This is a genomic window from Streptomyces sp. NPDC030222, assembly GCF_055573115.1.
The window spans coordinates 104,122-130,579 of the sequence record NZ_JBVICA010000013.1; the positions used below are offsets into that span (position 1 = coordinate 104,122).

24 protein-coding genes are annotated in these 26,458 nt (G+C 71.2%); 8 read left to right on the forward strand and 16 right to left on the reverse strand.

Annotation, left to right across the window (positions count from 1 at the left end; all coding sequences use genetic code 11):
• Window positions 1-72: 72 nt before the first annotated feature.
• Window positions 73-1,311 (forward strand): APC family permease, encoded by a 1,239-nt coding sequence (locus ACZ4Z5_RS20015; RefSeq protein WP_468264517.1) that lies wholly within the window; start codon window positions 73-75, stop codon window positions 1,309-1,311.
• 299 nt (window positions 1,312-1,610) lie between these two features.
• On the opposite strand, the gene ACZ4Z5_RS20020 is transcribed toward ACZ4Z5_RS20015, so the two are convergent.
• The 13 genes from ACZ4Z5_RS20020 to ACZ4Z5_RS20080 all read right to left on the reverse strand — a co-directional run bounded on the left by ACZ4Z5_RS20020 (window position 1,611) and on the right by ACZ4Z5_RS20080 (window position 13,582).
• Window positions 1,611-2,003, reverse strand: a complete 393-nt coding sequence (locus ACZ4Z5_RS20020; protein WP_468264519.1) for a YccF domain-containing protein — start codon at window positions 2,001-2,003, stop codon at window positions 1,611-1,613.
• Window positions 2,000-2,863 (reverse strand): zinc metalloprotease HtpX, encoded by an 864-nt coding sequence (gene htpX, locus ACZ4Z5_RS20025; protein ID WP_468264521.1) that lies wholly within the window; start codon window positions 2,861-2,863, stop codon window positions 2,000-2,002. The genes ACZ4Z5_RS20020 and htpX overlap by 4 nt, the downstream gene beginning before the upstream one ends.
• 137 nt (window positions 2,864-3,000) lie before the next feature.
• On the reverse strand, window positions 3,001-3,456 hold the full coding sequence (locus ACZ4Z5_RS20030) for a large conductance mechanosensitive channel protein MscL (protein ID WP_468264523.1): 456 nt from the start codon (window positions 3,454-3,456) through the stop codon (window positions 3,001-3,003).
• A gap of 93 nt (window positions 3,457-3,549) precedes the next feature.
• Window positions 3,550-5,079, reverse strand: a complete 1,530-nt coding sequence (locus ACZ4Z5_RS20035; RefSeq protein WP_468264525.1) for an NADH-quinone oxidoreductase subunit N — start codon at window positions 5,077-5,079, stop codon at window positions 3,550-3,552.
• Window positions 5,076-6,653, reverse strand: coding sequence for a complex I subunit 4 family protein (locus tag ACZ4Z5_RS20040; RefSeq protein WP_468264527.1), 1,578 nt, complete (start codon window positions 6,651-6,653; stop codon window positions 5,076-5,078). Before ACZ4Z5_RS20040 ends, ACZ4Z5_RS20035 begins: the two co-directional genes overlap by 4 nt.
• 3 nt (window positions 6,654-6,656) lie before the next feature.
• Complete coding sequence (locus ACZ4Z5_RS20045) at window positions 6,657-8,639, reverse strand: NADH-quinone oxidoreductase subunit 5 family protein (protein ID WP_468264529.1); 1,983 nt, start codon at window positions 8,637-8,639, stop codon at window positions 6,657-6,659.
• On the reverse strand, window positions 8,636-9,001 hold the full coding sequence (gene nuoK, locus ACZ4Z5_RS20050; protein ID WP_468264531.1) for an NADH-quinone oxidoreductase subunit NuoK: 366 nt from the start codon (window positions 8,999-9,001) through the stop codon (window positions 8,636-8,638). Before nuoK ends, ACZ4Z5_RS20045 begins: the two co-directional genes overlap by 4 nt.
• Window positions 9,001-9,582 (reverse strand): NADH-quinone oxidoreductase subunit J family protein, encoded by a 582-nt coding sequence (locus tag ACZ4Z5_RS20055; protein ID WP_468264533.1) that lies wholly within the window; start codon window positions 9,580-9,582, stop codon window positions 9,001-9,003. The genes nuoK and ACZ4Z5_RS20055 overlap by 1 nt, the downstream gene beginning before the upstream one ends.
• On the reverse strand, window positions 9,579-10,352 hold the full coding sequence (locus ACZ4Z5_RS20060) for a NuoI/complex I 23 kDa subunit family protein (RefSeq protein WP_468264535.1): 774 nt from the start codon (window positions 10,350-10,352) through the stop codon (window positions 9,579-9,581). Before ACZ4Z5_RS20060 ends, ACZ4Z5_RS20055 begins: the two co-directional genes overlap by 4 nt.
• Window positions 10,352-11,320 carry a complex I subunit 1/NuoH family protein gene (locus ACZ4Z5_RS20065; protein WP_468264537.1) on the reverse strand — a complete coding sequence of 323 codons (969 nt, stop codon included), beginning with the start codon at window positions 11,318-11,320 and terminating at the stop codon, window positions 10,352-10,354. The genes ACZ4Z5_RS20060 and ACZ4Z5_RS20065 overlap by 1 nt, the downstream gene beginning before the upstream one ends.
• Window positions 11,317-12,585, reverse strand: coding sequence for an NADH-quinone oxidoreductase subunit C (locus tag ACZ4Z5_RS20070; protein ID WP_468264539.1), 1,269 nt, complete (start codon window positions 12,583-12,585; stop codon window positions 11,317-11,319). The genes ACZ4Z5_RS20065 and ACZ4Z5_RS20070 overlap by 4 nt, the downstream gene beginning before the upstream one ends.
• Window positions 12,582-13,190, reverse strand: coding sequence for an NADH-quinone oxidoreductase subunit B (locus ACZ4Z5_RS20075; RefSeq protein WP_468264541.1), 609 nt, complete (start codon window positions 13,188-13,190; stop codon window positions 12,582-12,584). Before ACZ4Z5_RS20075 ends, ACZ4Z5_RS20070 begins: the two co-directional genes overlap by 4 nt.
• Window positions 13,181-13,582, reverse strand: coding sequence for an NADH-quinone oxidoreductase subunit A (locus tag ACZ4Z5_RS20080; protein WP_468264543.1), 402 nt, complete (start codon window positions 13,580-13,582; stop codon window positions 13,181-13,183). Before ACZ4Z5_RS20080 ends, ACZ4Z5_RS20075 begins: the two co-directional genes overlap by 10 nt.
• Before the next feature lie 170 nt (window positions 13,583-13,752).
• Between ACZ4Z5_RS20080 and ACZ4Z5_RS20085 the strand changes: the two genes are divergently transcribed.
• From ACZ4Z5_RS20085 to ACZ4Z5_RS20115, 7 genes are all read left to right on the forward strand, one after another.
• Window positions 13,753-14,955 (forward strand): sensor histidine kinase, encoded by a 1,203-nt coding sequence (locus ACZ4Z5_RS20085; RefSeq protein WP_468264545.1) that lies wholly within the window; start codon window positions 13,753-13,755, stop codon window positions 14,953-14,955.
• Between the two features lie 363 nt (window positions 14,956-15,318).
• Window positions 15,319-15,978 carry a response regulator gene (locus ACZ4Z5_RS20090; protein WP_468264709.1) on the forward strand — a complete coding sequence of 220 codons (660 nt, stop codon included), beginning with the start codon at window positions 15,319-15,321 and terminating at the stop codon, window positions 15,976-15,978.
• Window positions 15,979-16,322: 344 nt separating this feature from the next.
• Window positions 16,323-18,314: a 2-oxoacid:acceptor oxidoreductase subunit alpha gene (locus ACZ4Z5_RS20095; RefSeq protein ID WP_468264547.1), complete on the forward strand. Its 1,992-nt coding sequence runs from the start codon at window positions 16,323-16,325 to the stop codon at window positions 18,312-18,314.
• Complete coding sequence (locus tag ACZ4Z5_RS20100) at window positions 18,307-19,365, forward strand: 2-oxoacid:ferredoxin oxidoreductase subunit beta (RefSeq protein ID WP_468264549.1); 1,059 nt, start codon at window positions 18,307-18,309, stop codon at window positions 19,363-19,365. The genes ACZ4Z5_RS20095 and ACZ4Z5_RS20100 overlap by 8 nt, the downstream gene beginning before the upstream one ends.
• A gap of 241 nt (window positions 19,366-19,606) precedes the next feature.
• The gene (gene rarD, locus ACZ4Z5_RS20105) at window positions 19,607-20,566 is read left to right on the forward strand and encodes an EamA family transporter RarD (protein WP_468264551.1); all 960 of its coding nucleotides are present in this window, start codon (window positions 19,607-19,609) and stop codon (window positions 20,564-20,566) included.
• A 199-nt stretch (window positions 20,567-20,765) separates the two neighbouring features.
• On the forward strand, window positions 20,766-22,070 hold the full coding sequence (locus tag ACZ4Z5_RS20110; protein WP_468264553.1) for a M28 family metallopeptidase: 1,305 nt from the start codon (window positions 20,766-20,768) through the stop codon (window positions 22,068-22,070).
• Between the two features lie 147 nt (window positions 22,071-22,217).
• Window positions 22,218-22,766, forward strand: a complete 549-nt coding sequence (locus ACZ4Z5_RS20115) for a flavodoxin family protein (protein ID WP_468264555.1) — start codon at window positions 22,218-22,220, stop codon at window positions 22,764-22,766.
• A gap of 19 nt (window positions 22,767-22,785) precedes the next feature.
• On the opposite strand, the gene ACZ4Z5_RS20120 is transcribed toward ACZ4Z5_RS20115, so the two are convergent.
• The 3 genes from ACZ4Z5_RS20120 to ACZ4Z5_RS20130 all read right to left on the reverse strand — a co-directional run bounded on the left by ACZ4Z5_RS20120 (window position 22,786) and on the right by ACZ4Z5_RS20130 (window position 26,430).
• On the reverse strand, window positions 22,786-23,364 hold the full coding sequence (locus tag ACZ4Z5_RS20120) for a TetR/AcrR family transcriptional regulator (RefSeq protein ID WP_468264557.1): 579 nt from the start codon (window positions 23,362-23,364) through the stop codon (window positions 22,786-22,788).
• A gap of 234 nt (window positions 23,365-23,598) precedes the next feature.
• Entirely contained in the window at window positions 23,599-24,882 is a 1,284-nt protein-coding gene (locus tag ACZ4Z5_RS20125) for a LolA family protein (protein ID WP_468264559.1), read from the reverse strand.
• 537 nt (window positions 24,883-25,419) lie between these two features.
• Window positions 25,420-26,430, reverse strand: coding sequence for a polyprenyl synthetase family protein (locus tag ACZ4Z5_RS20130; protein WP_468264561.1), 1,011 nt, complete (start codon window positions 26,428-26,430; stop codon window positions 25,420-25,422).
• Window positions 26,431-26,458: the final 28 nt, after the last annotated feature.

The window sequence follows — 26,458 nt, forward strand, 5'->3', positions numbered from 1 at the left end:
CTTTCGTACGCTCTTGTGAGTTCGGACGCCGGAGCTGCCTGCGACGGTTGCGCCGGCCAGTAGGGTGCGCGCATGGCATACGAACTGCGGCGCGCTCTGGGTGTGCCCGACGCGGTCGTCATCGGCCTCGGTTCGATGATCGGCGCGGGGATCTTCGCGGCTCTCGGCCCCGCGGCCGGTGCCGCCGGGACGGGGCTGCTGGTCGGCCTGGCGGTGGCCGCGGTCGTCGCCTACTGCAACGCCGTCTCCTCAGCCCGGCTGGCCGCCCTCCACCCGCAGTCGGGCGGAACGTACGTGTACGGGCGGGAACGGCTCGGACCGTTCTGGGGGTATCTCGCCGGCTGGGCCTTCGTGGTCGGCAAGACCGCGTCGTGTGCGGCGATGGCACTGACCGTCGGCGCGTACCTCTGGCCCGGCCGGGAACACGCCGTGGCGGTCGCCGCGGTCGTGGCGCTCACCGCGGTGAACTACGGCGGGGTCCAGAAGTCGGCCTGGGTGACCCGGGCGATCGTGGCCGTGGTGCTGGCCGTTCTCGCGGCGGTCGTGGTCGCCTCGCTCGGCTCGCCGGCCGCCGACCCGGCGCGGCTGGAGCTCGGCGCGGACGTCACCGTGGGCGGTGTCCTCCAGGCCGCGGGCCTCCTCTTCTTCGCCTTCGCGGGCTACGCGCGGATCGCCACGCTCGGCGAGGAGGTGCGCGACCCGGCCCGCACGATCCCGCGCGCCATCCTGCTCGCGCTCGGGATCGCCCTGGTCGTCTACGCGTTCGTGGCCGTGTCCCTCCTCTCCGTCCTCGGCGCCGAGCGGCTCGCGCAGGCGGTCGCCCCGCTCGCCGACGCGGTACGTGCCGCGGGCGTCCCGGGCCTGGTCCCGGTCGTGCGGGCCGGCGCGGCGGTCGCGGCACTCGGCTCGCTGCTGGCGCTGATCCTCGGTGTCTCCCGCACGACCCTGGCGATGGCCCGTGACGGGCACCTACCCCGCCCACTTGCGGCGGTGCACCCGCGCTTCCGCGTGCCGCACCGGGCGGAGCTCGCGGTGGGCGCCGTCGTGGCGGTCGTGGCCGCCACCGCGGACATCCGGGGCGCGATCGGCTTCTCGTCGTTCGGGGTGCTGGTCTACTACGCGATCGCCAACGCCTCCGCGTGGACGCTCCCTTCGACGGCACTGCGGCGCGCGGTGCCCGTGATGGGCCTCCTCGGATGCCTGGTGCTCGCCGCCACCCTGCCGGTGTCGTCGGTGGTGCAGGGCGCGGCGGTACTGGCGGTGGGCGCGGCGGTCTACGCGGTACGGGCGCACCGCTCGGCGCGATCGTGAGCTTGCCGGGGCGTCACATACGCGATCGCGCCGTGCAGTCCGGGCACGGCTCCATCCAGGGGTGAGACGACGAGCAGCCCGAGGGGCACCGAGCCGTGCTCCGGCTCCTCGCTCAGGGCCTCACACAGCCCCGCCCCTCCGGCGACACCCGGGAAGGCCGTAGCGGTCGCGTACGGGCGCCGGCGGGTCAGCGGGGCTGGGTCGGCGGGGTCGGCGAAGCAGCCCTCCGCGCCGGCGCACAGGGCCAGGATCTCTTCGGCACCGCCGTCATCGAGGATCCGGGTACGCGGCCCGGCGGCTCACCGTGCCGCGAACGGCTGGTCGGTCGGCACGATCTCCTTGCCCAGGGGCAGCAGCGACACCGGGATCAGTTTGAAGTTCGCGAGACCGAGCGGGATGCCGATGATCGTGATGCAGAGGGCGATGCCCGTGACGATGTGGCCGAGGGCGAGCCACCATCCGGCGAGGATCAGCCAGAGCACGTTTCCGATGCAGGATGGGGCACCCGCGTCATGGCGGTCGACGACGGTGTAACCGAAGGGCCAGAGCGCGTAGATGCCGATGCGGAACGCGGCCAGGCCGAAGGGGATGCCGATGATCGTGATGCACAGCAGGACGCCCGCGAGAAGGTAGCCGAGGAACATCCAGAAGCCGCACAGGATCAGCCAAATGACGTTCAGGATCGTTTTCACGGGCGGTGACCTGCCATCTGTTCGAGCCGGGCGATGCGCTCCGCCATCGGCGGGTGCGTGGAGAAGAGCTTCGACAATCCCTGCCCGGGCCGGAAGGGGTTGGCGATCATCATGTGACTGGCGGTCTCGATGCGCGGTTCGGGCGGCAGCGGCAGCTGTTTCGTACCGGCGTCGAGTTTGCGGAGGGCGCCGGCCAGGGCCAGCGGGTCCCCGGTGAGCCTGGCACCCGAGGCGTCGGCCTCGTACTCGCGGGAGCGGCTCACGGCGAGCTGGATCACCGCGGCCGCGATCGGTCCGAGGATCATGACCAGCAGCAGGCCGAGCAGTCCCGGGCCCTCGTCGTCGTCCGAGCGGCCTATGGGGATCAGCCAGGCGAAGTTCACCAGGAACATGACCACCGAGGCGAGCGCCCCTGCCACGGAGGAGATCAGGATGTCGCGGTTGTAGACATGGCTGAGCTCGTGTCCGATGACGCCGCGCAGCTCGCGCTCGTCGAGTATCCGCAGGATCCCTTCGGTGCAACACACCGCGGCGTTGCGCGGATTGCGCCCGGTCGCGAACGCGTTGGGCGCCTGGGTCGGCGAGATGTAGAGCCGCGGCATGGGCTGGCGGGCGTCGGTCGACAGCTCGCGGACGATCCGGTACAGCGCGGGCGCCTCGAATTCACTGACCGGCCGGGCACGCATCGCGCGTAGAGCGAGTTTGTCGCTGTTCCAGTACGCGTAGGCGTTCGTCCCGATCGCGACGAGCAGCGCGATGATCAGACCCGTACGTCCGAAGAAGCTGCCGATCAGGATGATGAGCGCGGACAGTCCCCCGAGAAGTACGGCCGTCCTGAGCCCGTTGTGCCGGCGGTGCACGGTACGCCCTCCAGGTGGTGCGGCTGGGGAACCCATGCCTTCCAGTGGACCCTTCCCTCCTGGTCAACGCCAGGCGAAGGCGGGGGGTTCCCGCTGCTCCGGGGCGCGGGCGTACTCCGTTCGGGTGGGGCGAGCGCTCAGGACTTCGACACGAGTCCGGCGATCCTCAGGGCCTCCGGGTCGGGCTCGATCTCGCTGGTGCAGTGCGCGCAGCGGGTGGCGATGCCGGGGATCGCGGTGTAGCACCGGGGGCAGTCCCGGAGCCTCGCCTTGATGTCGACGGGCTTGCCGCCGTCGAACCGCGCCTGGACCTTCATCATCGGGAGGACGACGAGGAAGTAGAGGACCGCCGCGGTGATCGCGAAGGCGATGGCGGCGGCCAGGAACTTGCCGTAGGGGAAGTGCACGCCGCTGACGTTGAACGTCGCCGCGCTGAAGTCGCCGACGGAGCCGGTCGCCACACCGATCAGCGGAGTGATGAACGCGGTGCTGAAGCCCGTGACGACGGCGGTGAAGGCGGAGCCGACGGCCAGGCCCACCGCCATGGAGACGATGTTCCCGCGGAGTATGAAGTCCTTGAATCCGCTCAGCACGGTGTTGCTCCTCGCTGTTCTTCGGCGTTCTCGGAAGCGGTTGTCCGGCTCTCGAAGCCGTTCCTCGCTCTCGAAGCCGTTCTTCGGCTCTTGTCAGAAAAGGCCCACCGCGGCGAACCGCAGGACCAGCTGGGGGGCCACGGACAGCACGATCCCGGCGACGGCGGTCATGCCGATCGTGACGGTGATCGCCGCCGGGACATGCGGCCGCGCGGCCTCTCCCTCGGGGGCGCGGAACAGGACCGCGGTCCACTGCAGGTAGTAGTAGAGCGCGACGACCACGTTCAGCGCCATGATCACGGCGAGCCAGCCCAGCCCCGCGTCGACGGCCGCGGAGAACACCGTGACCTTCGCGAAGAGACCGATGATGCCCGGCGGCAGCCCGGCGAGGCAGAGCAGGAAGAAGCCGAGCGCGAGCGCCGTGAGCGGCCGGGTCGCGTACAGGCCGCGGTAGTCGGCGATCCGGTTCCGCGGGTGCGTACGGGCGACGAGTGCGGCGACGGCGAACGCGCCGAGGTTCACCACCGCGTACATCAGGGCGTACGCGACGGTCGAACCGATGAGGCGGTCACCGGAGTAGGCGGCCGCCGCGATCGGCACGAGGAGGTAGCCGGCCTGGCCCACGGACGACCAGGCGAGCAGCCGTACCGCGCTGAAGTCGCGGTCCGGGGACTGGCGGAGGGCCGCCGCGTTGCCGACGGTCATGGTGAGCGCCGCGAGCACGGCGACCGCCGGCCCCCACACGTCCGCGTAGTCGGGGAACGCGATGACCGTGACCAGGATCAGTCCGGTGAAGCCGACCGCCTTGCCGACGACCGACAGATAGCCGGCGACGGGCAGCGGAGCGCCGACGTAGGTGTCGGGGACCCAGAAGTGGAAGGGGACGGCGGCGGTCTTGAAGGCGAAGCCGACGAGGGTGAGGATCACGCCGGTCCTGATGAGGGTCCCGAACTGTCCGGGCACCTCGTCGACCCGCCCCGCGATCTCGGTGAGGTGGAGGGTGCCGGTCGCGGCGTAGACGAAGCTGACGCCGAGGAGGGTCACGGCGGTCGCGGCGACGGAGGACAGGAAGAACTTCAGGGCGGCCTCGGAGGACAGCCGGTCACCGCGCTTCAGGCCGACGAGGGCGAACGCGGGCAGCGAGGCGACCTCCAGCGCCACGACCAGCGTGGCCAGGTCGCGGGAGGCGGGCAGCAGGGCCGCGCCGGCCGCCGACGACAGCAGCAGGAACCAGTACTCCCCCGCGGGGAGCCTCTCCTTGGTCTCGGTCAGCGACAGCAGGGCGGCGAGCAGCGCGCCGCCGAACACCAGGAATTGGATGGCCAGGGTGAAGTGGTCGGCGGTGTAGCTGCACGCGTCCGGATCGCCGACCAGGCAGAAGGTCGAGCGGTCGCCGGGGGCGAGCGGCACCAGGAGCAGCAGGGATGCGGCGAGGCCGGCGACGGACAGCGCTCCGAGGAGCTGCTTGCGGCCGTCGGGCAGGAACAGGTCGGCGACCAGGACGATCAGGCCGACGGCGGCGGCGAGGGTGGGCGGGGCGATCGCGAGCCAGTCGACGGACTGGACGAGGTCCCCGGCGAGGGTGACGGCACCGGTGGTGACGGCGGGAGCGGCCACGGTCACGACTTGCCTCCTGCGAGGAGCTGCTGGACGGCCGGGTCGGTGAGGCCGAGGAGGACCGCGGGCCAGAGTCCGGCGAGGACGGTGAGGGCGACGAGCGGGGTCCAGGCGGCGAATTCGTACCCCTGGACGTCGGCGAGCGGCGGCGCGTCGGGGGCGGGAGCGGCACCCATGCAGACGCGGCGTACGACGACCAGCAGGTACGCGGCGGTGAGCAGGGTGCCGAGGCCGGCGATCACCATGAAGGTGAGGAAGGCGGGGCGGCTGAGGCCTTCGGCTGGCTGGAACGCGCCGAACATGGCGAGCATCTCGCCCCAGAACCCGGCGAGTCCGGGAAGCCCGAGGGAGGCGACGGCGGCGAAGACCACGAGGCCGCCGAGACGGGGGGCGCGGCCGTAGAGGGCGGCGCCGGACTCCCGGGCGAGGCTGTCGAGGTCGCTGGTGCCGTACCGGTCCTTGAGCGCGCCGACGAGGAAGAAGAGGAGGCCGGTGATGAGTCCGTGGGCGATGTTGGCGAACAGCGCGCCGTTCACTCCGGTCGCCGTCAGGGTGGCGATGCCGAGCAGCACGAAGCCCATGTGGCCGACGGAGGAGTAGGCGATGAGGCGCTTGAGGTCGCCGCCCACCCCGCGCTTGGCGAGGTTCAGGCAGGCCAGGGATCCGTAGACGATGCCGATGACGGCGAACGCGGCGAGGTACGGCGCGAGGACCAGCATGCCGTCGGGGGTGACGGGGAGCAGGATGCGGACGAAGCCGTAGGTGCCCATCTTCAGCAGGACGCCGGCGAGGAGCACGGATCCGACGGTGGGGGCGGCGGTGTGGGCGTCGGGCAGCCAGCTGTGCAGCGGCCACATCGGGGTCTTCACGGCGAGGCCGAGACCGATGGCGAGGACCGCGGCGATCTGGGTCGCCTGGGTCAGTCCGCGGCCGTTGTCAGTGGCGAGTGCCACCATGTCGAACGTGCCTGCCTTCAGCCCGACGAGGAGCAGGCCGAGCAGCATGACCACGGAACCGAGCAGTGTGTAGAGGATGAACTTCCAGGCGGCGGACTGCCTCTGGTCGCCTCCCCAGCGGGCGATCAGGAAGTACATCGGGATGAGGACCATCTCGAACGCCAGGAAGAACAGCAGCAGGTCGAGGACGGCGAAGGTCGCCAGGGTGCCGGACTCGAGTACGAGCAGCAGGGCGACGAAGGCCTTCGGGGAGGGGCCCGCGGGCATCTTGTAGTAGCTGTACAGCGCGCAGAGAAAGGTCAGCAGCGCGGTCATCACGAGGAGGGGGAGCGAGATGCCGTCGATGCCGAGGTGGATGCGCACGTCGAGTGCGGGGATCCAGCTGATGTCCGTGGTGGCCTGCATCGTCGACGGCCTGTCGTGGTCGAAGCCGAGCGCGATGACGACGGTCGCGGCGAGGACGGCGCCGGTGACGGTGACGCCGTGGCGGAGCACGGCCTGTTCGGGACTCCTCCCCTTCAGTCCGGGCGGGGCCGGCAGGAGGGCCGCGGCGGCGCCGATGAGCGGGCCGACGACGACGAACGCGAGAAGGAACTGCATCACGGATGCGCTGATATCGATCACGGCTCACGATCCGGCGTTGACGTTGGCAAGGACGACGGCGGCGATCGCCAGGACGACGGAGCCGGCGAGCAGGGCACCGAGGTAGGTCTGCACATTGCCGGTCTGGGCGCGGCGTACGGCCCAGCCGAACCACCGGGGGGCGGTTCCCGCGCCGCGTACGTACGTGTCGACGACTTCGCGGTCGAGGAAGGCGACCAGCGAGGCGGCGGCCCGGACGGGGCGGACGAACAGGGTGTCGTAGACGGCGTCGAGGTGGAAGCCGACGGCGGCATGGCGGTGCAGCGGGCCGAGCAGCAGCCTGCCCGGGTCGGCCGGGTCGGCGGCCGGGTGCGGCATGTGCAGCGCTTCGGCCTCGACCTTTCCCGGTTCGGCGTCGGGGTGCGGGACGACGCCGCCGGCCGGAGCCGTGACGAGTGCCTTGGCTGACACGGCCCGCCAGGCGCCGTAGGTGACGACCCCTCCGGCGACGGCTAGGCCGGTGGACAGCACGGCGGTGGTCAGCGCCGGAGCGAGGCTGCCCCCGTCGAACCAGCGGCCGAGGTAGCCGGTGGTGAGGCCGAAGCCGACCGTCGGGACGGCGAGGACCCAGAGCACCGTGGTCATGGCGAGCGGCTGCCGGCCGTGGTCGGGGGCTTCGTGCCCCCTGCCGCGGAACGCGAGCAGCCACAGGCGGGCCGCGTACGCCGCGGTGAGTACCGCGGTGATCAGGCCGGAGACGAGGACGGTCCAGCCGGCGGCGGCCGGGACGCCCTCGGTTTGGCCGAAGGCGGTGTGCTCTGCGGCCACGAGGACGGCTTCCTTGGAGAAGAAGCCAGCGAACGGCGGGATCGCGACCAGTGCCAGGAGGGCGACGGTCATCGTCCAGTAGGCGTCCGGGATGCGCTTGGGGAGGCCGGTCATGCGGGACATGGCGGCGAGGGAGTTCGTGCCCGCCGCGTGGATGATCACGCCGGCGGCGAGGAAGAGGAGCGCCTTGAACGCGCCGTGCGAGAGGAGGTGGAACACGGCGGCGCCACGGTCGCCGGAGGCCAGGGCGCCGGTCATGTAGCCGAGCTGCCCGACCGTCGAGTAGGCGAGGACGCGCTTGATGTCGTCCTGGGCGATCGCGGCGAGCGCCGAGCCGATCATGGTGATGGCGGCCATGGCGGCGAGCACGGTCATCGCGGCGGCGGACTCGGCGAAGACCGGCAGCAGGCGCGCCACGAAGTACACGCCGGCGGCGACCATGGTGGCCGCGTGGATCAGCGCGGAGACCGGGGTGGGGCCCGCCATGGCGTCGGGGAGCCAGGTGTGCAGCGGGAACTGCGCGGATTTGCCCGCGACGCCGGCCAGGAGCAGCAGGGCGATCAGCGTCGGGTGCTCGAGCGAACCGGTTGCGACGGCACCGAGCACCCTGGGGATCTGGAACGAGCCGGCGTCGATCGCGAGCGCGAACAGGCCGAAGAGGAAGGGGACGTCGCCGAGCTTGGTGACCAGGAAGGCCTTCAGGGAGGCGGCGCGGGCTTCGGGCGTCTCCCAGTAGTGGCCGACGAGGAAGTACGAGCAGATGCCCATGATCTCCCAGCCGACCAGCAGCACCATCAGGTCGCCGGAGTAGACGACGAGCAGCATCGCGGAGGTGAAGAGGGAGACGAGCGCGGCGTACGAGGGGTAGCGAGGGTCGTGGCGGAGGTAGCCCGTCGAGTAGATCTGCACGCACGAGGCCACCAGACCCACGAGGACGGCGCAGAGCGCGGCGAAGCCGTCGATGTAGAGCGCCAGCTCGATCGGCACGGAGCCGGTCGGCGTGAGCCCGGTGGCGGCGACGATCGGCCTGCCGCCGCCCTGGCGTACGGCGACGAGGGCCGCCAGCGCGAACGCGCCGAGGGCCGGCAGCACGGCGAGAGGCCGTACGAAGCCGGGTGCGGTGCGGCCGAGCAGCAGTCCGGCGACGGCGCCCAGGAACGGAAGGAGGGGGACGAGGACGGCGAGGGTCGTGGTCGTCACGCGGCGGCCTCAGCCTTCTGTGCCGGGGCGGTTGCTTCGGGGGCGGTGTCGCCGGAGCCCTCGGCGGCGTCGCGGAGCCGGTCGATGTCCGAGGTGCCGCGGTTGCGGTACACCGCCAGCACGATCGCCAGGCCGATGCCGATCTCGGCGGCGGCGATGGCGATGGTGAAGAGGGTGAGGGCCTGGCCCGCGTGCAGGGTGTCGCGCAGCCAGACGTCGAAGGCGACGAGGTTGAGGTTGACGGCGTTGAGCATCAGCTCGACGGACATCAGGACCAGGATGGCGTTGCGGCGGGCCAGCACGCCGTAGAGGCCGGTGCAGAAGAGGAGGGCCGACAGCACGGCGGGGTAGGCGAGGTGCATCAGCGCTGCTCCTTACCGCTCTTGGTGGCGTCCTTGCGGGACAGGACGATCGCGCCGACGAGAGCGGCCAGGAGGAGCACGGACAGTGCCTCGAAGGGCAGCACCCAGTGCGAGAACAGGATCTCGCCGGACACCCTGGTGGAGCCCTGGGCCGGTCCGTCGAGGTCGATCCAGGTGGTGCGGAACGCGTCGACGACGACCCACACGAGGGCGGCCGCGGCTACGGCGGCGACCGCGACCGCGACGGGCCGGTTGCCCGAGTCGGCGTCCGGGGAGCGGCCGATGGGGGCCTTGGTGAGCATCAGTCCGAAGAGGAGGAGCACGACGACGGATCCGACGTAGATCAGTACCTGCACCCAGGCGATGAACTCGGCCGTGAGCAGGAGGTACTCCACGGCGAGTCCGCCGAGGGCGACGACGAGCCAGAGCGCGGCGTGCACCAGCTGGCGGGTGGAGACCGTGATCAGGGCCGCCCCGAGGGTGGCCAGGCCCACGAGGACGAAGGCGATCTCGACGCCGGTCGGGGACATGAAGCCGGGGCCGGACGCCTGGGCGGCGAGCAGGGCGGCGTGGTGGTTCATGCGGTGCCTCCCTCGTCGGATCCGGGCGCGGTGCCCGGTGTGGTGCCGGTGCCGGTCCCCTTGTCCGTCTCGGCGGCGTCCCGCCCGGCCGCGGTGCGCTCGCCGGCCTGGTCCGCCGGCTTCTGCGCCGCCTGCCGACCGGAGGCTGCCGCCTGTTCCGCGGGTGCCTGCGGCTGCTGATCGGCGGCTGCCTGCGGCTGCTGATCGGCTACTGCCTGCTGTTCGTGCTGTTCGGCGGCTGCCTGCTGTTCGGCGGCGAGCTTGTCGGCGGCCTTGCGGGCTGCGGCGATCTCCTTGGGCTCCTCGGCCCCCGGGTCGAGCGCGGGCGGTGCCGGAACGGTCCACATCCACTCGCGCAGCTTGTCCCGCTCATGGGTGAGGTCGCGGATGTCCTCCTCCGCGTACTCGAACTCCGGGGACCAGAACAACGCGTCGAAAGGACACACCTCGATGCAGATACCGCAGTACATGCACAGCGAGAAGTCGATGGCGAAGCGGTCGAGGACGTTGCGGCTGCGCTCACGGCCACCCGGGGTGGCGGCCGGCACCGTCTCCTTGTGGGAGTCGATGTAGATGCACCAGTCGGGGCACTCGCGGGCGCACAGCATGCAGACCGTGCAGTTCTCCTCGAACAGACCGATCACGCCACGGGTACGGGGCGGCAGTTCGGGCTGCACGTCCGGGTACTGCGCGGTGTGGGACCGCCTGGTCATCGTCCGCAGGGTGACCGCCAGGCCCTTGGCGAGGCCCGCTCCCGGGATCGGGGACATTACTGGATCACCACCTTGACGATGCCGGTGAGGGCGATCTGGGCGAGGGCGAGCGGGATGAGCGTGGTCCAGGCGAGCTTCTGCAGCTGGTCCTCGCGCAGTCGCGGGTAGGTCACGCGCAGCCAGATCACGACGAACGCGAGGACGGCGGTCTTGAGCAGCGTCCAGACCCAGCCCAGTCCGTCGGCGCCGAACGGGCCGTGCCAGCCGCCGAGGAACAGGACGGTGGTCAGACCGCAGAGCACCACGATGCCCGCGTACTCGGCGAGCAGGAAGAGCGCGAACCGCAGCCCGGTGTACTCGGTGTACGCACCGAAGATGATCTCCGAGTCGGCGACCGGCATGTCGAACGGGGGCCGCTGGAGCTCCGCGAGGCCCGCCACGAAGAAGACGACCGCGCCGACGATCTGCCACGGCAGCCACCACCACTCGAAGGCGTCGAGGATGCCGGGCAGCGAGACGGTGCCCGCCGCCATGGCGACGGATCCGGCGGTGAGCAGCATCGGCAGCTCGTACGCGAGCAGCTGGGCGGCGGTGCGCAGGCCGCCGAGGAGGGAGAACTTGTTGGCGGACGCCCAGCCGGCCATGAGCGAGCCGAGCACGCCGACACCCATGACGGCGAGGACGAAGAAGATGCCCGCGTCGACGACCTGGCCGACCGCGCTCTCGCTCGGGCCGATGGGGATGGCGACGAGCACCAGCAGGTACGGCAGCAGCGCGACGGCCGGCGCGAGCTGGAAGATCCGCCGGTCGGCGTTCGCCGGGACGACGTCCTCCTTCTGTGCGAACTTCACGCCGTCGGCGACGAGCTGTGCCCAGCCGTGGAAGCCGCCCGCGTACATCGGCCCGAGCCGGCCCTGCATATGGGCCATCACCTTGTGCTCGGTCTGCCCGATCACGAGCGGCATGACCAGGAACACGACGAAGACGACGAGCAGCCGCAGCGCGACGTCGAGTGCGTCGTTCACGCGTCTCCTCCGGTGGGGTCGGTGTCCTCATCCCGCCGCGCGTCCCGCGCGGCGGCGTCCTCTGCCGTGTCGGCCTCGGCGGGGGGTGCGTCCGGCTTCCCGGCGGACGGTGTGACCGCCGCGCCGGCCGTTCCGGAGGCCGTGGTCCGGCCCGCCTCGTCCACGCGCTCCTCGGCGTCGGCCCCCGCCGACTCGGAAGGAGCCGCCTCCGCGGCGGACGTGGTCTCGTCGTCGAACGCCGGGCGGGCGTGGTGCCAGGGGGCGTCGGAGCTGCGGGCCGCACGCGGGCGCGGTGCCGGGCGCTGCGATGCAGCAGCCGGGGTGTCCGGAGACGCAGGGCCCTCGGGCGTGGTGGCTGCCGCATCAGACGTCGGCGTCGGCTCGGCGGGCTGCTCCGCGCCCGGGGTCGGCTGGGACGCGGAACCTTCCGAGGCACTGCGGGAGCGGCGCGGGCCCGTCGGCGGCGTGGACACGGCATCGGACGCAGCCGCCTGCGAGGCGGAGCCCTCCGCCGCGGTGCGGGCGCGGCGCGGGGCCGCGGGCGCCGCCGCGGGAGTCTGGGACGCGGAGCCCTCGGCAGCCGTGCGGGCACGGCGGGCCGGGCGCTCGCCGGCAGCACCCGCACCGGCTGCCGCGCCGGCGCGGGCCCCGGCGGCGCCCGCGCGGGGCGTGCGGGCCGGGCGCGCGGGGGCCGGCGGGAGCTGGCCCTTGAGGGGGCCCCACTCGTTGGGGTCGGGCACACCCGGAGGCAGCATCTGGCGGCGCTTCGGACCGCCGTGCTCGGACTCGCCCGGTTCCTTCGCGCCGGGCCACGCCTTGGCGACGCGGGCCGCGAGCACGAAGTCCTTGCGCAGCGGGTGCCCCTCGAAGCCGTCGGGGAGCAGCAGCGGCACCAGGTGGGGATGGCCCTCGAAGGCGATGCCGAACATCTCGTGGGTCTCGCGCTCGTGCCAGGCCGCGCCGGGGTACACGGTGACCGCCGACTCCAGGGCGGGGGCGTCGTGCGGCACGGTCGTCCGGACGAGCAGCCGGCGGACCCGGCCTCCCTGGAGGGAGGCGACATGGGCGCAGACGCGGAATCCGGTGCCGGGCTCGTCTACCGCGCTCAGCCAGTCGAAGTAGGTGCACTCCATCCGGTCGCGGGCGAAGCTGAGGGCAGCCACCCACTCCGCGGGTTCCACGTCGACGGTGAGCAGGTCGTAGGCCAGTTCGGCGGCGACGAAGCCGTCGATGGCCTCGGCCTCGGAGGTCTCGAAGGTGCTCATTCGGCGTCACCGCCCCCGGGCGCGGGCGGCGGGGTGACGAGCCCGCTGCGGAGGGCGCCGGCGGTCGGCCGGTGGTGCCGGGAATACCGCTCGTGGAGCGACTCGCGGGCGATCTTCTCCTGGAGCTTGAGGATGCCCTGGAGCAGGGCCTCCGGGCGCGGTGGGCAGCCCGGCACGTACACGTCGACGGGAATGATCTGGTCCACGCCCTTGGTGACCGCGTACGAGTCCCAGTAGGGGCCGCCGCAGTTGGAGCAGGCTCCGAAGGAGATGACGTACTTCGGTTCGGGCATCTGCTCGTAGAGCCGCTTCACCGCGGGGGCCATCTTGTCGGTGACGGTGCCGGAGACGATCATCAGGTCGGCCTGGCGGGGGCCGGGCGCGAAGGGGATCACTCCGAGCCGGATGAAGTCGTGCCGTGCCATGGACGCGGCGATGAATTCGATGGCGCAGCAGGCGAGGCCGAAGTTGAAGACCCAGAGGCTGTAGCGGCGACCCCAGTTCAGGATCACCTTCATGGGTTCGGGGGCCAGGCGTGCGAGGGTTCCGAGCCGCTTGGGCTCGGGCAGCAGCTGGGGCTCGGGGGCCTGAGGGGTCACGTCCATTCGAGGACGCCCTTCTTCCATGCGTAGAGCAGTCCCACGGCCAGGAAGCCGAGGAAGATGAACATCTCGACCAGCGTCGTGCCGCCGTATCCGGCCTCGGCGAAGACCGTCGCCCACGGGAAGAGGAAGATCGAGTCGACGGCGAAGATCACGTACAGGAAGGCGTACACGTAGTACCGGACCTGTGTGTGGGCCCAGCCCTCCCCCACCGGGTCGACACCGCACTCGTAGGTGAGCAGCTTCTCCGGGGTGGGCACGACGGGCCGCAGCAGGCGTCCCGCTCCGAATGCCACCGCGACGAAGAGCACACCAATGACGGCGAGCAGACCCACGACCGAGTAACTCTGGAAGTAGTCCGCCGCGAGCACGGCAGCGGTCGGTTCTTCCGGCACGTCAGCCCCTCGCTCCCTGGCCCGATTCGACGATCTGTACGCACGGGAGTCTAGGCCCTGATAAGGGGAGGGTAAGCAGGCGTCTCACGCTACGGGTAGGGCTAGCCCCCCGTCGTGTCCACCCAGGCACCCCATGGCGGCCGCGGAGCGGGCCGGGCAGGCTGTCGGGCATGACCGCCGATGCCCTTCACCAGCAGCAACCGTACGCCTCCGGGATACGCCCAGTCGACGACGGGACGCGGCGCCCCCGCCCCCGGTTCGCGTACGACGCACACACCTGGAAGGAGATCGCCCATCTCCTCCTCGGTCTTCCGGTGGCGTTGCCGGCCTTCACCCTGGTCTCGGTGTTCGTGATCACGGGGGTGTGGCTGTCGGTCACGATGATCGGACTTCCGCTGCTGGTGGTCGCGCTGATGGGTGCCCGGCAGCTCGGCCGGCTGGAGCGGGCGCGGGCCCGGCTGCTGCTCGGGGTACGGGTGGAGGAGCCGAGCGCCTTCCCGGCCAGGGTGCGGCACCACGGCGGGGCGCCCGCCTGGCTGTGGGCGCGGCTGAAGGACCCGGTGGCCTGGCGGGCGGTGCTGTACGCGACCGTGCAGCTGCCATGGGCGGTACTCACGTTCACGGTCACACTGACGGGGCTGTTCGTGCTGTGGCCGGTGCTGCCGTTCGCCGTGCGGCTGCTCGCCGACGGCGACCGGCTGATGGTGCGGGGCCTGCTCTCGCCCTCCGACGAGCAGGAGCGGCGGATCGCCGAGCTGGAGTCGGACCGGGTCGTCGTGGCCGACACGGCGGCCGCCGATCTGCGGCGCATCGAGCGGGACCTGCACGACGGCGCGCAGGCACGCCTGGTCGCCCTCGCCATGGACCTCGGACTCGCCAAGGAGAAGCTCGTGGAGGACCCGGAAGCGGCCGCACGCATGGTCGGCGAAGCCCACGGTGAGGTGAAGCTCGCCCTCCAGGAACTCCGCGACCTAGCCCGCGGCATCCACCCGGCGGTCCTCACCGACCGCGGACTCGGCGCCGCGCTCTCCTCGGCCGCCGCCCGCTGCACCGTCCCGGTCACGGTCACCGTCGACCTGCCCGCCCGCCCCGCCGCGGCCATCGAGGCCATCGCCTACTTCTCCGTCTCCGAACTGCTCCAGAACATCAGCAAGCACAGCGGGGCCGGCACCGCCACGGTCGACGTCCGGAAGACCGCCGACCGGCTCCTCGTCCGGGTGCACGACGACGGCAGGGGCGGGGCGGCCGTGTCCGCCGGGTCCGGGCTCGCGGGCCTGGCCCAGCGGTTCGACGCGGTCGACGGGAGTCTCGCCATCGACTCCCCGCCCGGCGGCCCGACCACGGTCACGGGCGAACTTCCCTGGCGCGTCTGACTGCGGAACTTCCCGGGCCTCCGGACCCCGGCTTCCGGACTTCCCCGGCCTTCCGGACTTCCCCGGCCTCTACGAGGCACCCCGGCCCTCCGGAGCTCCCGTCCTCCGGAACTCCCCGGCGGTTCCGGCCCCGTCACCCCCTCACAGCGGTCCCTCCCCTGCCCCTGCTCCCCGGCCGACGCCCCTGCCCCGCCCCTGCACCTGCACCTGCACCTGCTCCCGACGCCCCGCGCCGCAGTGACACCACCCAGGACCGGAACGCCCGGCCGCGGGGCCGGTTTCCTGCGATGCTGGTGCGGTTCGAATGGCGGAGCCTGTGCCGGGCCGTCGTAGACATGGGGGCTGCGAGTCGTGGAGAACAGCGTGCGGGTGGTCATCGCCGAGGATTCGGTGCTGCTGCGGGAGGGACTGAACCGGCTGCTCACGGATCGCGGCCATGAGGTCGTGGCGGGTGTCGGGGACGCGGAGGCCCTGCTGAAGACCGTGCGGGACCTGGTCGCCCAGGGCGAGCAGCCGGATGTGGTGGTCGCCGACGTACGGATGCCGCCCACGCACACCGACGAGGGGGTGCGGGCCGCCGTGGAGCTGCGGCGAGAGCACCCCGGCATCGGGGTGCTGGTGCTGTCGCAGTACGTCGAGCAGGAGTACGCGACCGAACTGCTCGCCGGGAGCAGCAGCGGCGTGGGGTACCTGCTCAAGGACCGGGTCGCGGAGGTCCGGGAGTTCGTGGACGCCGTGGTGCGAGTGGCCGGGGGCGGCACCGCGCTCGACCCCGAGGTGGTGGCGCAGCTGCTGGGCCGCAGCCGGAAGCAGGACGTGCTGTCCGGGCTGACCCCGCGGGAGCGGGACGTGCTGGCGCTCATGGCGGAGGGCAGGACGAACTCGGCGATCGCCCGGCAGCTCGTGGTCAGCGACGGGGCCGTGGAGAAGCACATCGGCAACATCTTCCTGAAACTCGGGCTGCCCCCCAGCGACAGCGACCACCGCAGGGTGCTGGCCGTGCTGACGTACCTGAATTCCTGATCCGGGAGTCCGCTCCCCGGGCGGCGGCCGCACAGCCGGGAACCACGACCCGTCCCCGGGACCACGACCGAGGACGACCAGGCGACCACGACCGAGGACAACCCGAGGAAGACAACCCGAGGGCCGATGCGGAGCGTCTTCGGGCAAGGACGGACGGACGGAGGAATCATGGCAAACCATGACGAAGGGTCGTCTCAAAAAGTCGTCCACCATATGAGCGGCTCAAGGAAGGCGACCCTTACCGACGTAGGGTTGGCGGTGGGGAGGCCGGGTGATGATCCGGTCCCGAGTCTCTCCCCACCTCCGGTGGGGAGACCCCACTGCCTCGAGGGAGGTCCAGTTCAGTGACCAGCCAGGTCAGCAGCCCGGCCGGACAGGCCGATGGGTCGGAACGGTCCGACGGGGGCCATGAGGCTGTCGTCGGGGAGCAGCGCGGTGCGCCCGCCGTGCGGTCCGCCGAGGGCGCCGGCGCCGATGGGCCCGACAAGGAGATCCGCCGCCTGGACCGGGTGATCATCCGCTTCGCGGGTGACTCCGGTGACGGTATGCAGCTCACGGGTGACCGGTTCACCTCCGAGACGGCGTCGTTCGGCAACGACCTGTCGACGCTGCCGAACTTCCCCGCGGAGATCCGGGCCCCCGCCGGGACGCTTCCGGGTGTCTCGTCGTTCCAGCTGCACTTCGCCGACCACGACATCCTCACCCCCGGCGACGCGCCGAACGTGCTGGTCGCGATGAATCCGGCGGCGCTGAAGGCGAACATCGGCGACGTCCCGCGCGGCGGGGAGATCATCGTCAACACGGACGAGTTCACCAAGCGGCCGATGGCCAAGGTCGGCTACGACAGCTCGCCGCTGGAGGACGGGTCGCTGGACGGCTACAGCGTCCATCCGGTGCCGCTCACGACGCTCACCGTCGAGGCGCTCAAGGACTTCGGCCTGTCCCGCAAGGAGGCCGAGCGCAGCAAGAACATGTTCGCGCTGGGCCTGCTGTCGTGGATGTACCACCGGCCTACGGAGGGCACCGAGACCTTCCTGCGGTCGAAGTTCGCGAAGAAGCCGGAGATCGCGGAGGCGAACATCGCCGCGTTCCGCGCGGGCTGGAACTTCGGCGAGACCACCGAGGACTTCGCCGTCTCCTACGAGGTGGCCCCGGCGACGCAGGCCTTCCCGACGGGGACCTACCGCAACATCTCCGGCAACCTCGCCCTGTCCTACGGCCTGATCGCCGCGAGCAAGCAGGCCGACCTGCCGCTCTACCTCGGCTCCTACCCGATCACACCGGCGTCGGACATCCTGCACGAGCTGTCGAAGCACAAGAACTTCGGTGTCCGCACCTTCCAGGCCGAGGACGAGATCGCCGGCATCGGCGCCGCCCTGGGCGCGGCGTTCGGCGGTTCGCTGGCGGTGACCACGACGTCCGGTCCGGGGGTGGCCCTCAAGAGCGAGACGATCGGCCTGGCGGTGTCGCTGGAGCTTCCGCTGCTGATCGTGGACATCCAGCGGGGCGGCCCGTCCACGGGCCTGCCGACCAAGACCGAGCAGGCCGATCTGCTGCAGGCGATGTACGGCCGCAACGGCGAGGCCCCGGTCCCGGTGATCGCACCGAAGACGCCGGCCGACTGCTTCGACGCGGCCCTGGAGGCGGCGCGGATCGCGCTCACGTACCGCACGCCCGTCTTCCTGCTCTCCGACGGCTACCTCGCCAACGGTTCGGAACCGTGGCGGATCCCGGACGTCGACGACCTGCCCGATCTGCAGGTCCGGTTCGCCCAGGGACCGAACCACACGCTGGACGACGGCACCGAGGTGTTCTGGCCGTACAAGCGCGATCCGCAGACCCTGGCGCGCCCCTGGGCCGTGCCGGGCACGCCGGGGCTTGAGCACCGGATCGGCGGTATCGAGAAGCAGGACGGCACGGGGAACATCTCCTACGACCCGGCCAACCACGACCTGATGGTGCGCACCCGGCAGGCGAAGGTCGACGGCATCGAGGTGCCCGACCTCGTGGCCGACGACCCGGACGGCGCCGGCACCCTGGTCCTGGGCTGGGGCTCCACCTACGGGCCGATCACCGCAGCGGTTCGCCGCATCCGCAAGGAGGGCGGCCGGATCGCCCAGGCGCACCTGCGCCATCTGAACCCCTTCCCCAGGAATCTCGGGGAGGTCCTGAAGCGTTACCCCAAGGTGGTGGTACCGGAGATGAACCTGGGCCAGCTCGCGACGCTCATCCGGGCCAGGTACCTGGTGGACGCGCAGTCGTACAACCAGGTCAACGGCATGCCGTTCAAGGCCGAGCAGCTCGCCACAGCCCTCAAGGAGGCCATCGATGACTGAGGCGAATCCGACGCTGAAGCTGGTGCCCAGGGCCGAGGCCAAGCAGTCCATGAAGGACTTCAAGTCCGATCAGGAAGTGCGCTGGTGCCCCGGCTGCGGTGACTACGCCATCCTCGCGGCAGTCCAGGGCTTCATGCCGGAGCTGGGGCTGGCGAAGGAGAACATCGTCTTCGTCTCGGGCATCGGCTGCTCGTCCCGTTTCCCGTACTACATGAACACCTACGGGATGCACTCCATCCATGGCCGTGCACCCGCCATCGCCACCGGGCTCGCCTCGTCGCGGCGCGACCTGAGCGTATGGGTCGTCACGGGTGACGGCGACGCGCTGTCCATCGGCGGCAACCACCTGATCCACGCCCTGCGCCGCAACGTCAACCTCAAGATCCTGCTGTTCAACAACCGGATCTACGGTCTGACCAAGGGCCAGTACTCCCCCACCTCCGAGGTCGGCAAGATCACCAAGTCGACGCCGATGGGCTCGCTGGACGCGCCCTTCAACCCGGTGTCGCTGGCGATCGGCGCGGAGGCCTCGTTCGTGGCCCGGACCGTGGACTCCGACCGCAAGCACCTCACTGAGGTGCTGCGGGCCGCCGCCGACCACCCGGGCACCGCACTGGTGGAGATCTACCAGAACTGCAACATCTTCAACGACGGCGCGTTCGAGATCCTCAAGGACAAGGACCAGGCCGAGAACGCGGTGATCAGGCTGGAGCACGGGCAGCCGGTCCGCTTCGGCGCGGACCTGTCCAAGGGCGTGGTCCGCGACGAGGCCACCGGCGATCTCGTCGTCGTCGACGTCACCCCCGAGAACGAGTCGCGGGTGATCGTCCACGACGCGCGCAGCGCCAGCCCGACCACCGCGTTCGCGCTGTCGCGGCTCGCCGACCCCGACACGCTGCACCACACCCCCATCGGGGTGTTCCGCAGCGTCGAGCGGCCCGTCTACGACGAGCAGATGACCGAGCAGCTCGACACGGCCATCGAACAGCACGGCAAGGGGGATCTCGCGGCGCTGCTCGCCGGCAACGACACCTGGACGGTGATCGGCTGACGCGGATCCCGGATCCGCACGCACATCCGCATTCACATCCGCGTCCGCATGCGCATCCGCAGAACCGGAACGCATCGAGGTCCGGACCTGGCTCACCAGGTCCGGACCTCGTTCCTTGCGCGGCCCACGGCGGTCCCGGACACCGGACCCCACCGGCGTCAGTACCGTATGCCGGAACGGACATGACAGATACGCTCCCGCCGCGTACCGTCGACGCAACGGCGAGGTACGGGGAGGGCCAGTGAAGGCAGCGGACGAGCAGCGGGCAGGTCTGCTGTACGGCATGGGCGCCTACGCGATGTGGGGACTCGTCCCCCTCTTCTGGCCGCTGCTGAAGCCCGCGGGCGCGGTCGAGATCCTGGCCCACCGGATGGTGTGGTCGCTGGCGGTGGTCGGTGTCGCCCTGCTGGCGCTGCGCCGGTGGGTATGGCTGCGCGAACTGGTGCGCGCCCCCCGCAAGCTCGCGCTCCTCGCCCTCGCGGCCGCCGTCATCACCGTGAACTGGGGCGTCTACATCTGGGCCGTGAACGACGGCCAGGTGGTCGAGGCGTCGCTCGGGTACTTCATCAATCCCCTGGTCACCATCGCCATGGGCGTATTGCTGCTCAAGGAACGGCTGCGGCCGGTCCAGTGGGCCGCGGTCGGCACCGGCTTCGCCGCGGTCGTCGTCCTCACCGTCGGACACGGCCGGCTCCCGTGGATCTCCCTGACGCTCGCCTTCTCCTTCGCCGTCTACGGCCTGGTGAAGAAGAAGGTCAACATCGGCGCCCTGGAGTCGCTGGCGGCGGAGACGGCCCTCCAGTTCCTGCCCGCCCTCGGCTACCTCGTGTGGCTGGGCGTCGACGGCGGCCTGTCCTTCGGCGCGGAGGGCGCCGGTCACTCCGCGCTGCTCGCCTCGACCGGTCTGGTGACCGCCGTCCCGCTGGTGTGCTTCGGGGCCGCCGCGATCCGGGTTCCGCTGTCCACGCTCGGCCTGCTCCAGTACCTCGCGCCGGTCTTCCAGTTCCTGCTCGGCGTCGCCTACTTCCACGAGGCCATGCCCGCCGAGCGGTGGGCCGGCTTCTCCCTGGTGTGGCTGGCGCTCACCGTGCTGACCTGGGACGCGCTGCGCACCGCCCGCAAGGGGCGGGCCGCGCTCGCGGCGGCCCGGGTCCCGTCGGCCGTCGCCGCGGACGCACCGGAGCCGGAGAGCGTCCGATAGCCGAACCACGGTGTCCTGTTTCTTCTCTTGACGGAGAGTCAAACCCTCGCTGAACATCAGGCACGCACGACGCATCACAGCGCCGAACTGCTCCAGACGTTCCGCCCGCTCCATCTGCTCCAGCGCCCTGCGGCTCCGAAGCCGCAGGGCGTCTCGCACGTTCCGTCCAACCCATACGGAATTCGGAGCCCCCACACACATGAGACTCTCCATACGACCGGCCGTCGCCGCGGCCGCCGCACTCGCCCTCGCGGGCCTGGTGGCCCCCTCCGCACAGGCCGCCCCGGCGGCCCCGGTCACGACGGCGGCCGCGCCGGACATCCCGGTCGCCAACGTCAAGGCGCACCTGACCCAGCTGCAGTCGATAGCGACCGCCAACGGCGGCAACCGGGCCCATGGCAGAACGGGCTACAAGGCCTCGATCGACTACGTGAAGGCCAAGCTGGACGCGGCCGGATTCACCACGACCCTCCAGCAGTTCACCTCCAGCGGGGCCACCGGCTACAACCTGATCGCCGACTGGCCCGGCGGCGATCCCGACCAGGTGCTGATGACCGGCGCCCATCTCGACTCGGTCAGCTCCGGCGCCGGGATCAACGACAACGGTTCCGGCTCCGCGGCCGTCCTGGAGACCGCGCTCGCCGTCTCGCGGGCCCAGCTCCAGCCGACGAAGCACCTCCGCTTCGGCTGGTGGGGCGCCGAGGAGCTCGGCCTGGTCGGCTCGCGGTACTACGTCAACAACCTGCCGGCCGCCGAACGCTCCAAGATCTCCGCGTACCTGAACCTCGACATGATCGGCTCGCCGAACCCGGGCTACTTCGTCTACGACGACGACGCCGAACTGGAGAAGGTGTTCAAGGACTGGTTCACCGGGATCGGCGTGGCAACCGAGATAGAGACCGAGGGCGACGGACGCTCGGACCACGCGTCGTTCAAGAACGCGGGCATCCGGGTCGGCGGGCTCTTCACCGGCGCCGGCCGCACCAAGACGGCCGCGCAGGCCCAGAAGTGGGGCGGTACGTCCGGCCAGGCGTTCGACCGCTGCTACCACTCGTCCTGCGACACCACGTCGAACATCAACGACACCGCCCTGGACCGGAACAGCGACGCCATCGCCCACGCCATCTGGACGCTCGGCACGGGCACGACGGTCCCGCCGGAGGCGTACGAGAACGGCACCGACGTCTCGATTCCGGACAACGGCGCCGCGGTGACGTCCACGATCTCCGTGGCCGGCCGCACGGGCAACGCCCCCGCGGCACTGCAGGTGGGCGTGGACATCAGGCACACCTGGCGGGGCGACCTGGTCGTGGACCTGATCGCACCGGACGGCACGGCGTACCGGCTGAAGAACTCCAGCTCCGGCGACTCGGCCGACAACGTCATCACCACGTACACGGTGAACGCCTCCTCGGAGGCGGCCAACGGTGCCTGGAAGCTGAGGGTCCAGGACGTGGCCGCGCTGGACACCGGATACATCAACAGCTGGAAGCTGGTCTTCTGAGCCGGCTCGCCGTCTGAGCCGACTCGCCGTCTGACCCGGCCGGTCCTCGCTGCCGGCTGTCCCGGCCCGGCCCCACGACTCCATGCGTGTGCATATACTGCACACGCATGGAGTCACCCGTATGCGGCGTATGTGGGGAGAAACAGCATGTCCCGATCCTTCCTGTTCCTGCTGGGCAGCAATCGCACCGACGGCAACACCGAGACCCTGGCCCGTGTCGCCGCCGAGCAGCTGCCCGAGGACACCGGGCAGCAGTGGCTGCGACTGACCGATCTGCAGCTGCCCGAGTTCGAGGACCTGCGGCACGAGGGCGACGGGGTCCACCCCGAGCCCGAGGGTGACGCCGCCCGCCTGCTCGACGCCACGCTCTCCGCGACCGATCTGGTGATCGCCTCACCGCTGTACTGGTACAGCGTCTCGGCGCCGGTGAAGCGCTACCTGGACCACTGGTCGGGATGGCTGCGGGTGCCGGGCGCGGACTTCAAGGAGCGGATGGCCGGCCGCACGATGTGGGGCGTCACCGCGCTCGCCGACAGCGATCACACACAGGCCGACCCACTCGTCGGCATCCTTCGCAGCACCGCGGACTACCTGGGGATGAACTGGGGCGGTGTGCTGCTGGGGGTCGGCAGCGCCCCCGGCGACGTACTGGACGACACGGCCGCCCTGGCGCGCGCCAAGTCGTTCCTGTCCTGACGGCGGACGGCGGACCGCGTCAGCCGTACGCGCGCAGCACCCGCCCCACCAGGGCCTGGACGCGCTCCGGGGTGTGCGGGGGGCGGCGGAGCACATGGCGGTAGTAGACCGGCCCGTAGAGCATCTCGACGATCAGGTCGAGGTCCGCGTCCCCGCCGAGGTCTCCCTGCCGCTGTGCGCTGCGCAGTCGCTCCTTGGCAGCTTCGACACGCGGGCCGACCAGCTGTTCGTTGACCGACTGCGCGAGGTCCTCGTCATGGCTCATCTCGGAGAGGATCCCGCTGTAGGCGGGGCCGAGCGGTGCGGTGGAGAGCAGCTTCACCACCCCGCAGATGTGGGTGTGCAGATCGGCGGCCAGATCTCCGGTGTCGCGGAACGGTGTGTTCGCGACCACGATGTCCGTCAGCGCCTCCAGCAGCACCGCCCCCTTGGAGGGCCACCAGCGGTAGATCGTCTTCTTGCTCACACCGGCGCGCGCGGCGATGGCCTCGACGGTGACCCGCCCGTATCCGTTCTCCGCGCACAGAGCGAGGGCGGCGGCGAGGATCGCCTGGTGTGACTTCTCGCTGCGGCGCTGCGGATTGGGGATCGCGGTCACTCGTCCAGTCTAGGGGCGGGCATTACACAGCGTATTGACACCGGAATATTCCGCTTCAACAATGTCCCGCAGAGGAAACGGCACGTATCGTGTCGATACCAGACCGCGGAGCCGTCACGGGGGTCGGCTCCGCGGTCCGGCACCGGACACGAGGACGGGGTTCTCCGCGCAGAGTGGCGCGCGGAACCCCGTCCTCCGTCTTCCCGGGGCCGCTGCCGCCCCGAGCGCCGACGGCTACTTGGTGGCCGCGTCGGCCGTCTTCACCAGCATGTCCTGGGTGACCGCACCGACGTAGACCCGGCCGTCGTCCGTGAGCAGGGCGTTGACCAGTCGGGTCTTGAAGATGGTGCCCGACCCGAACTTGCCGGAGACCTTGTCGCCGAGCGCGTCGAACAGCCGGCCCGCCTCGGGCGGCAGCTTCTCGGCGTCCTTCGACGTGGGCACGTCCGCGCCGCCGGGGGCCTTGATCTCGGCGATGGCGGTCCAGCCCTCGCCGATCACGTTCACGCCCTCGGCCCCGTCCGGGGCGAGGCCGCCGAACTCCTTCTCCAGCGCCTTCAGTTCCTCCGGCGACGGGCCGTCGTGCCTGTCCTTGCCGGCGCCCTTGCCCGGGCGGGCGTCGTGCGCCTCGTCGCCCTCGACGACCTTCACGCCCTTGGGCGGGGTGAAGACGAAGGTGCTCGCGGCCGGCTTGCCGAAGTCGACGGTGGTGAACCCCGCGTCGACCACGGCCTTCCCGCCCTCGGACGAGGTCAGGGTGAACTTCAGCGGCGTGCCCGTCCTGGCGTCGACCGCGATCCGGATGCCGCCGACCGTCGAACCGCTCTGCTTGGGCTTGACGAGCAACTGGTAGGCGTCGCGACCCGCGACACTGGCCGTGCCGTCGACGGTGATCGAGGTGGTCTTGTCGGCCGCCTTCAGCACCTCCTGCGCCATGTCCTTCGGGGTCACCGGCGGCTGCTCGTCCTTGTGCCCGCGACCCGCCGGCTCGGTCTCGAAGTGGACGGCCTCCTTGGCGGTGCTGTCGTGGATCCAGGCGTCCTTGCCGTTGTGGATCATGCTGTACTCGGAGCCGCCGCTCGTCACGGTGACCTTCTGGCGGTCCGGCCCGTCGACGGCGACCTGCACGGTGTGCGTGCCGGACGCCAGCTCCATCAGCTTCTCCTGGGGCGAGGCAGCCGCCCCGTCACCCTTCGCCCCGTCAGCCTTGGCCGCACCGCTCGGGGCGAACGCCCCCAGGTCGAGACCGGCCAGCGAGGGCAGACCCAGATCGGTGCGGATCTTCACCGTGCCCGAGAGCTGCTCCGTGTCGGACTGCGCGATCTTCTCGATGAGCTCCTGGGCGGTGATCTTCGGCAGATCGGGGTCACCGGACGCGGCCAGTGCCGGGACCAGTCCGATGGTCGCCGCGGCCACGCCCGCCACCGTGACCGGAACCAGGTAGCGCGCCGCCTTCCGCCGGCGCCCCCCGGGCTCCTCGGTCACGGCGGTGACCGGTGCGCTGTCGTTCGGTGCCATGATTGCCTTACCTCCGTGGTCGCCTTGTACCACCATCTGACCAAACCGCCCCTGCCCCGCGCGTCAGCCCGCGGGCTCAACTCGGCGTACTGCTTGGGGATGACACGGAGGCCGGGCGTCTCGACCGCTCGGCGTCACCGGCCCTTGTGTCACCGCTGGACGAACACGTGGTCCGCCCCGTAGGGGACGCCCACGACCGAGCCCCCGGCAGGCGTCGGCCGGGGACGAAGCCACCCACCGTGTCCAGCCGGAGGCCGGAGGATCTCGCCGGTCTTCGAGAACAGCCCGTGCTGCGCACCGGACGGAGTCGCCCGGAGGTCGAGCTCGGGGATGTCGCCCTCCCCGGCCGGCGGCTTGGAGCACCTTTCCGGTGACCGCGCTGCGGTCGGGGCGACGCACTGCGGGGTCCCGGAGCCGGGTACGGCGAAGGAAGGGGCGATCCCGCCGCCGGCACCGCCCGGACGTCCCGCTGCTCGAACGCGCAGGTGCCGTCGGCGCCCTTCCGGGAAGGTGAACAGCGGGTTCCCGAACGGGGCGTCAGCCGGCCCGGTGGACCACCGCGTCGCACAGTTCGACCAGCGCCGCCTTGGCGAAGCCGTCGGGCAGCGGCGCCAGCGTCGCGCGCGCCTCCTCGGCGTACCGGACGGTGTCCCGGCGGGCCTGCTCCAGCGCGGGGTGGACGCGCAGCCGGGCCAGCACCTCCGCGTGCCGGGCGTCGTCGGCGAGATCGCCGTCGAGCAGCTCCAGCAGCTCCAGGTCCTCCGGGCTGCCGTGCTGTGCGGCCTGCTCGCGCAGTCGCAGCACGGGCAGGGTCGCGATGCCCTCGCGCAGGTCGGTGCCGGGCGTCTTGCCGGACTCGTGGGAGTCACTGGCGATGTCGAGGACGTCGTCGGCGAGCTGGAAGGCGATGCCGAGCCGCTCGCCGTACTGGGTGAGGACGTCCACGACCCGCTCGTCGGCGCCGGCCATCATCGCGCCGAACCGGCCCGACACCGCGATCAGCGAACCGGTCTTGCCGGCGAGGACCTCGAGGTAGTGCTCGACCGGGTCACGGCCGTCGCGCGGACCGGCGGTCTCCAGGATCTGACCGGTCACCAGCCGTTCGAACGCCTCGGCCTGGATCCGGACGGCCTCCGGGCCCAGGTCCGCGAGGATGTGCGACGCACGGGCGAACAGGAAGTCACCGGTGAGCACCGCGACCGAGTTGCCCCAGCGACTGTTGGCGCTCGGCACGCCGCGGCGGACGTCCGCCTCGTCCATGACGTCGTCGTGGTACAGCGTCGCCAGATGGGTCAGTTCGACCACCACCGCGGAGGGCACGACACCCGGCGCGTGCGGATCGCCGAACTGCGCGGCGAGCATCACCAGCAGCGGGCGGAACCTCTTGCCCCCCGCGCGGACGAGATGCTGCGCGGCCTCCGTGATGAACGGGACCTCACTCTTGGTGGCATCGAGCAGTCCCGCCTCGACAGCCGCCAACCCGGTCTGGACATCGGCCTCAAGAGCCTGGTCCCGCACGCTCAGTCCGAACGGCCCGACGACGGTCACGAGGGGTACTCCTGTCTGCTGACGATCA

Bases quoted from the DNA above. Each gene is read 5' to 3' on its own strand.
- ACZ4Z5_RS20015 (WP_468264517.1), top strand. From the start codon at position 73: ATGGCATACGAACTGCGGCGCGCTCTGGGTGTGCCCGACGCGGTCGTC.
- nuoK (WP_468264531.1), bottom strand. From the start codon at position 9,001: ATGCACCTCGCCTACCCCGCCGTGCTGTCGGCCCTCCTCTTCTGCACC.
- ACZ4Z5_RS20055 (WP_468264533.1), bottom strand. From the start codon at position 9,582: ATGAACCACCACGCCGCCCTGCTCGCCGCCCAGGCGTCCGGCCCCGGC.
- ACZ4Z5_RS20060 (WP_468264535.1), bottom strand. From the start codon at position 10,352: ATGTCCCCGATCCCGGGAGCGGGCCTCGCCAAGGGCCTGGCGGTCACC.
- ACZ4Z5_RS20070 (WP_468264539.1), bottom strand. From the start codon at position 12,585: ATGAGCACCTTCGAGACCTCCGAGGCCGAGGCCATCGACGGCTTCGTC.
- ACZ4Z5_RS20075 (WP_468264541.1), bottom strand. From the start codon at position 13,190: ATGGACGTGACCCCTCAGGCCCCCGAGCCCCAGCTGCTGCCCGAGCCC.
- ACZ4Z5_RS20085 (WP_468264545.1), top strand. From the start codon at position 13,753: ATGACCGCCGATGCCCTTCACCAGCAGCAACCGTACGCCTCCGGGATA.
- ACZ4Z5_RS20100 (WP_468264549.1), top strand. From the start codon at position 18,307: ATGACTGAGGCGAATCCGACGCTGAAGCTGGTGCCCAGGGCCGAGGCC.
- ACZ4Z5_RS20110 (WP_468264553.1), top strand. From the start codon at position 20,766: ATGAGACTCTCCATACGACCGGCCGTCGCCGCGGCCGCCGCACTCGCC.
- ACZ4Z5_RS20115 (WP_468264555.1), top strand. From the start codon at position 22,218: ATGTCCCGATCCTTCCTGTTCCTGCTGGGCAGCAATCGCACCGACGGC.
- ACZ4Z5_RS20125 (WP_468264559.1), bottom strand. From the start codon at position 24,882: ATGGCACCGAACGACAGCGCACCGGTCACCGCCGTGACCGAGGAGCCC.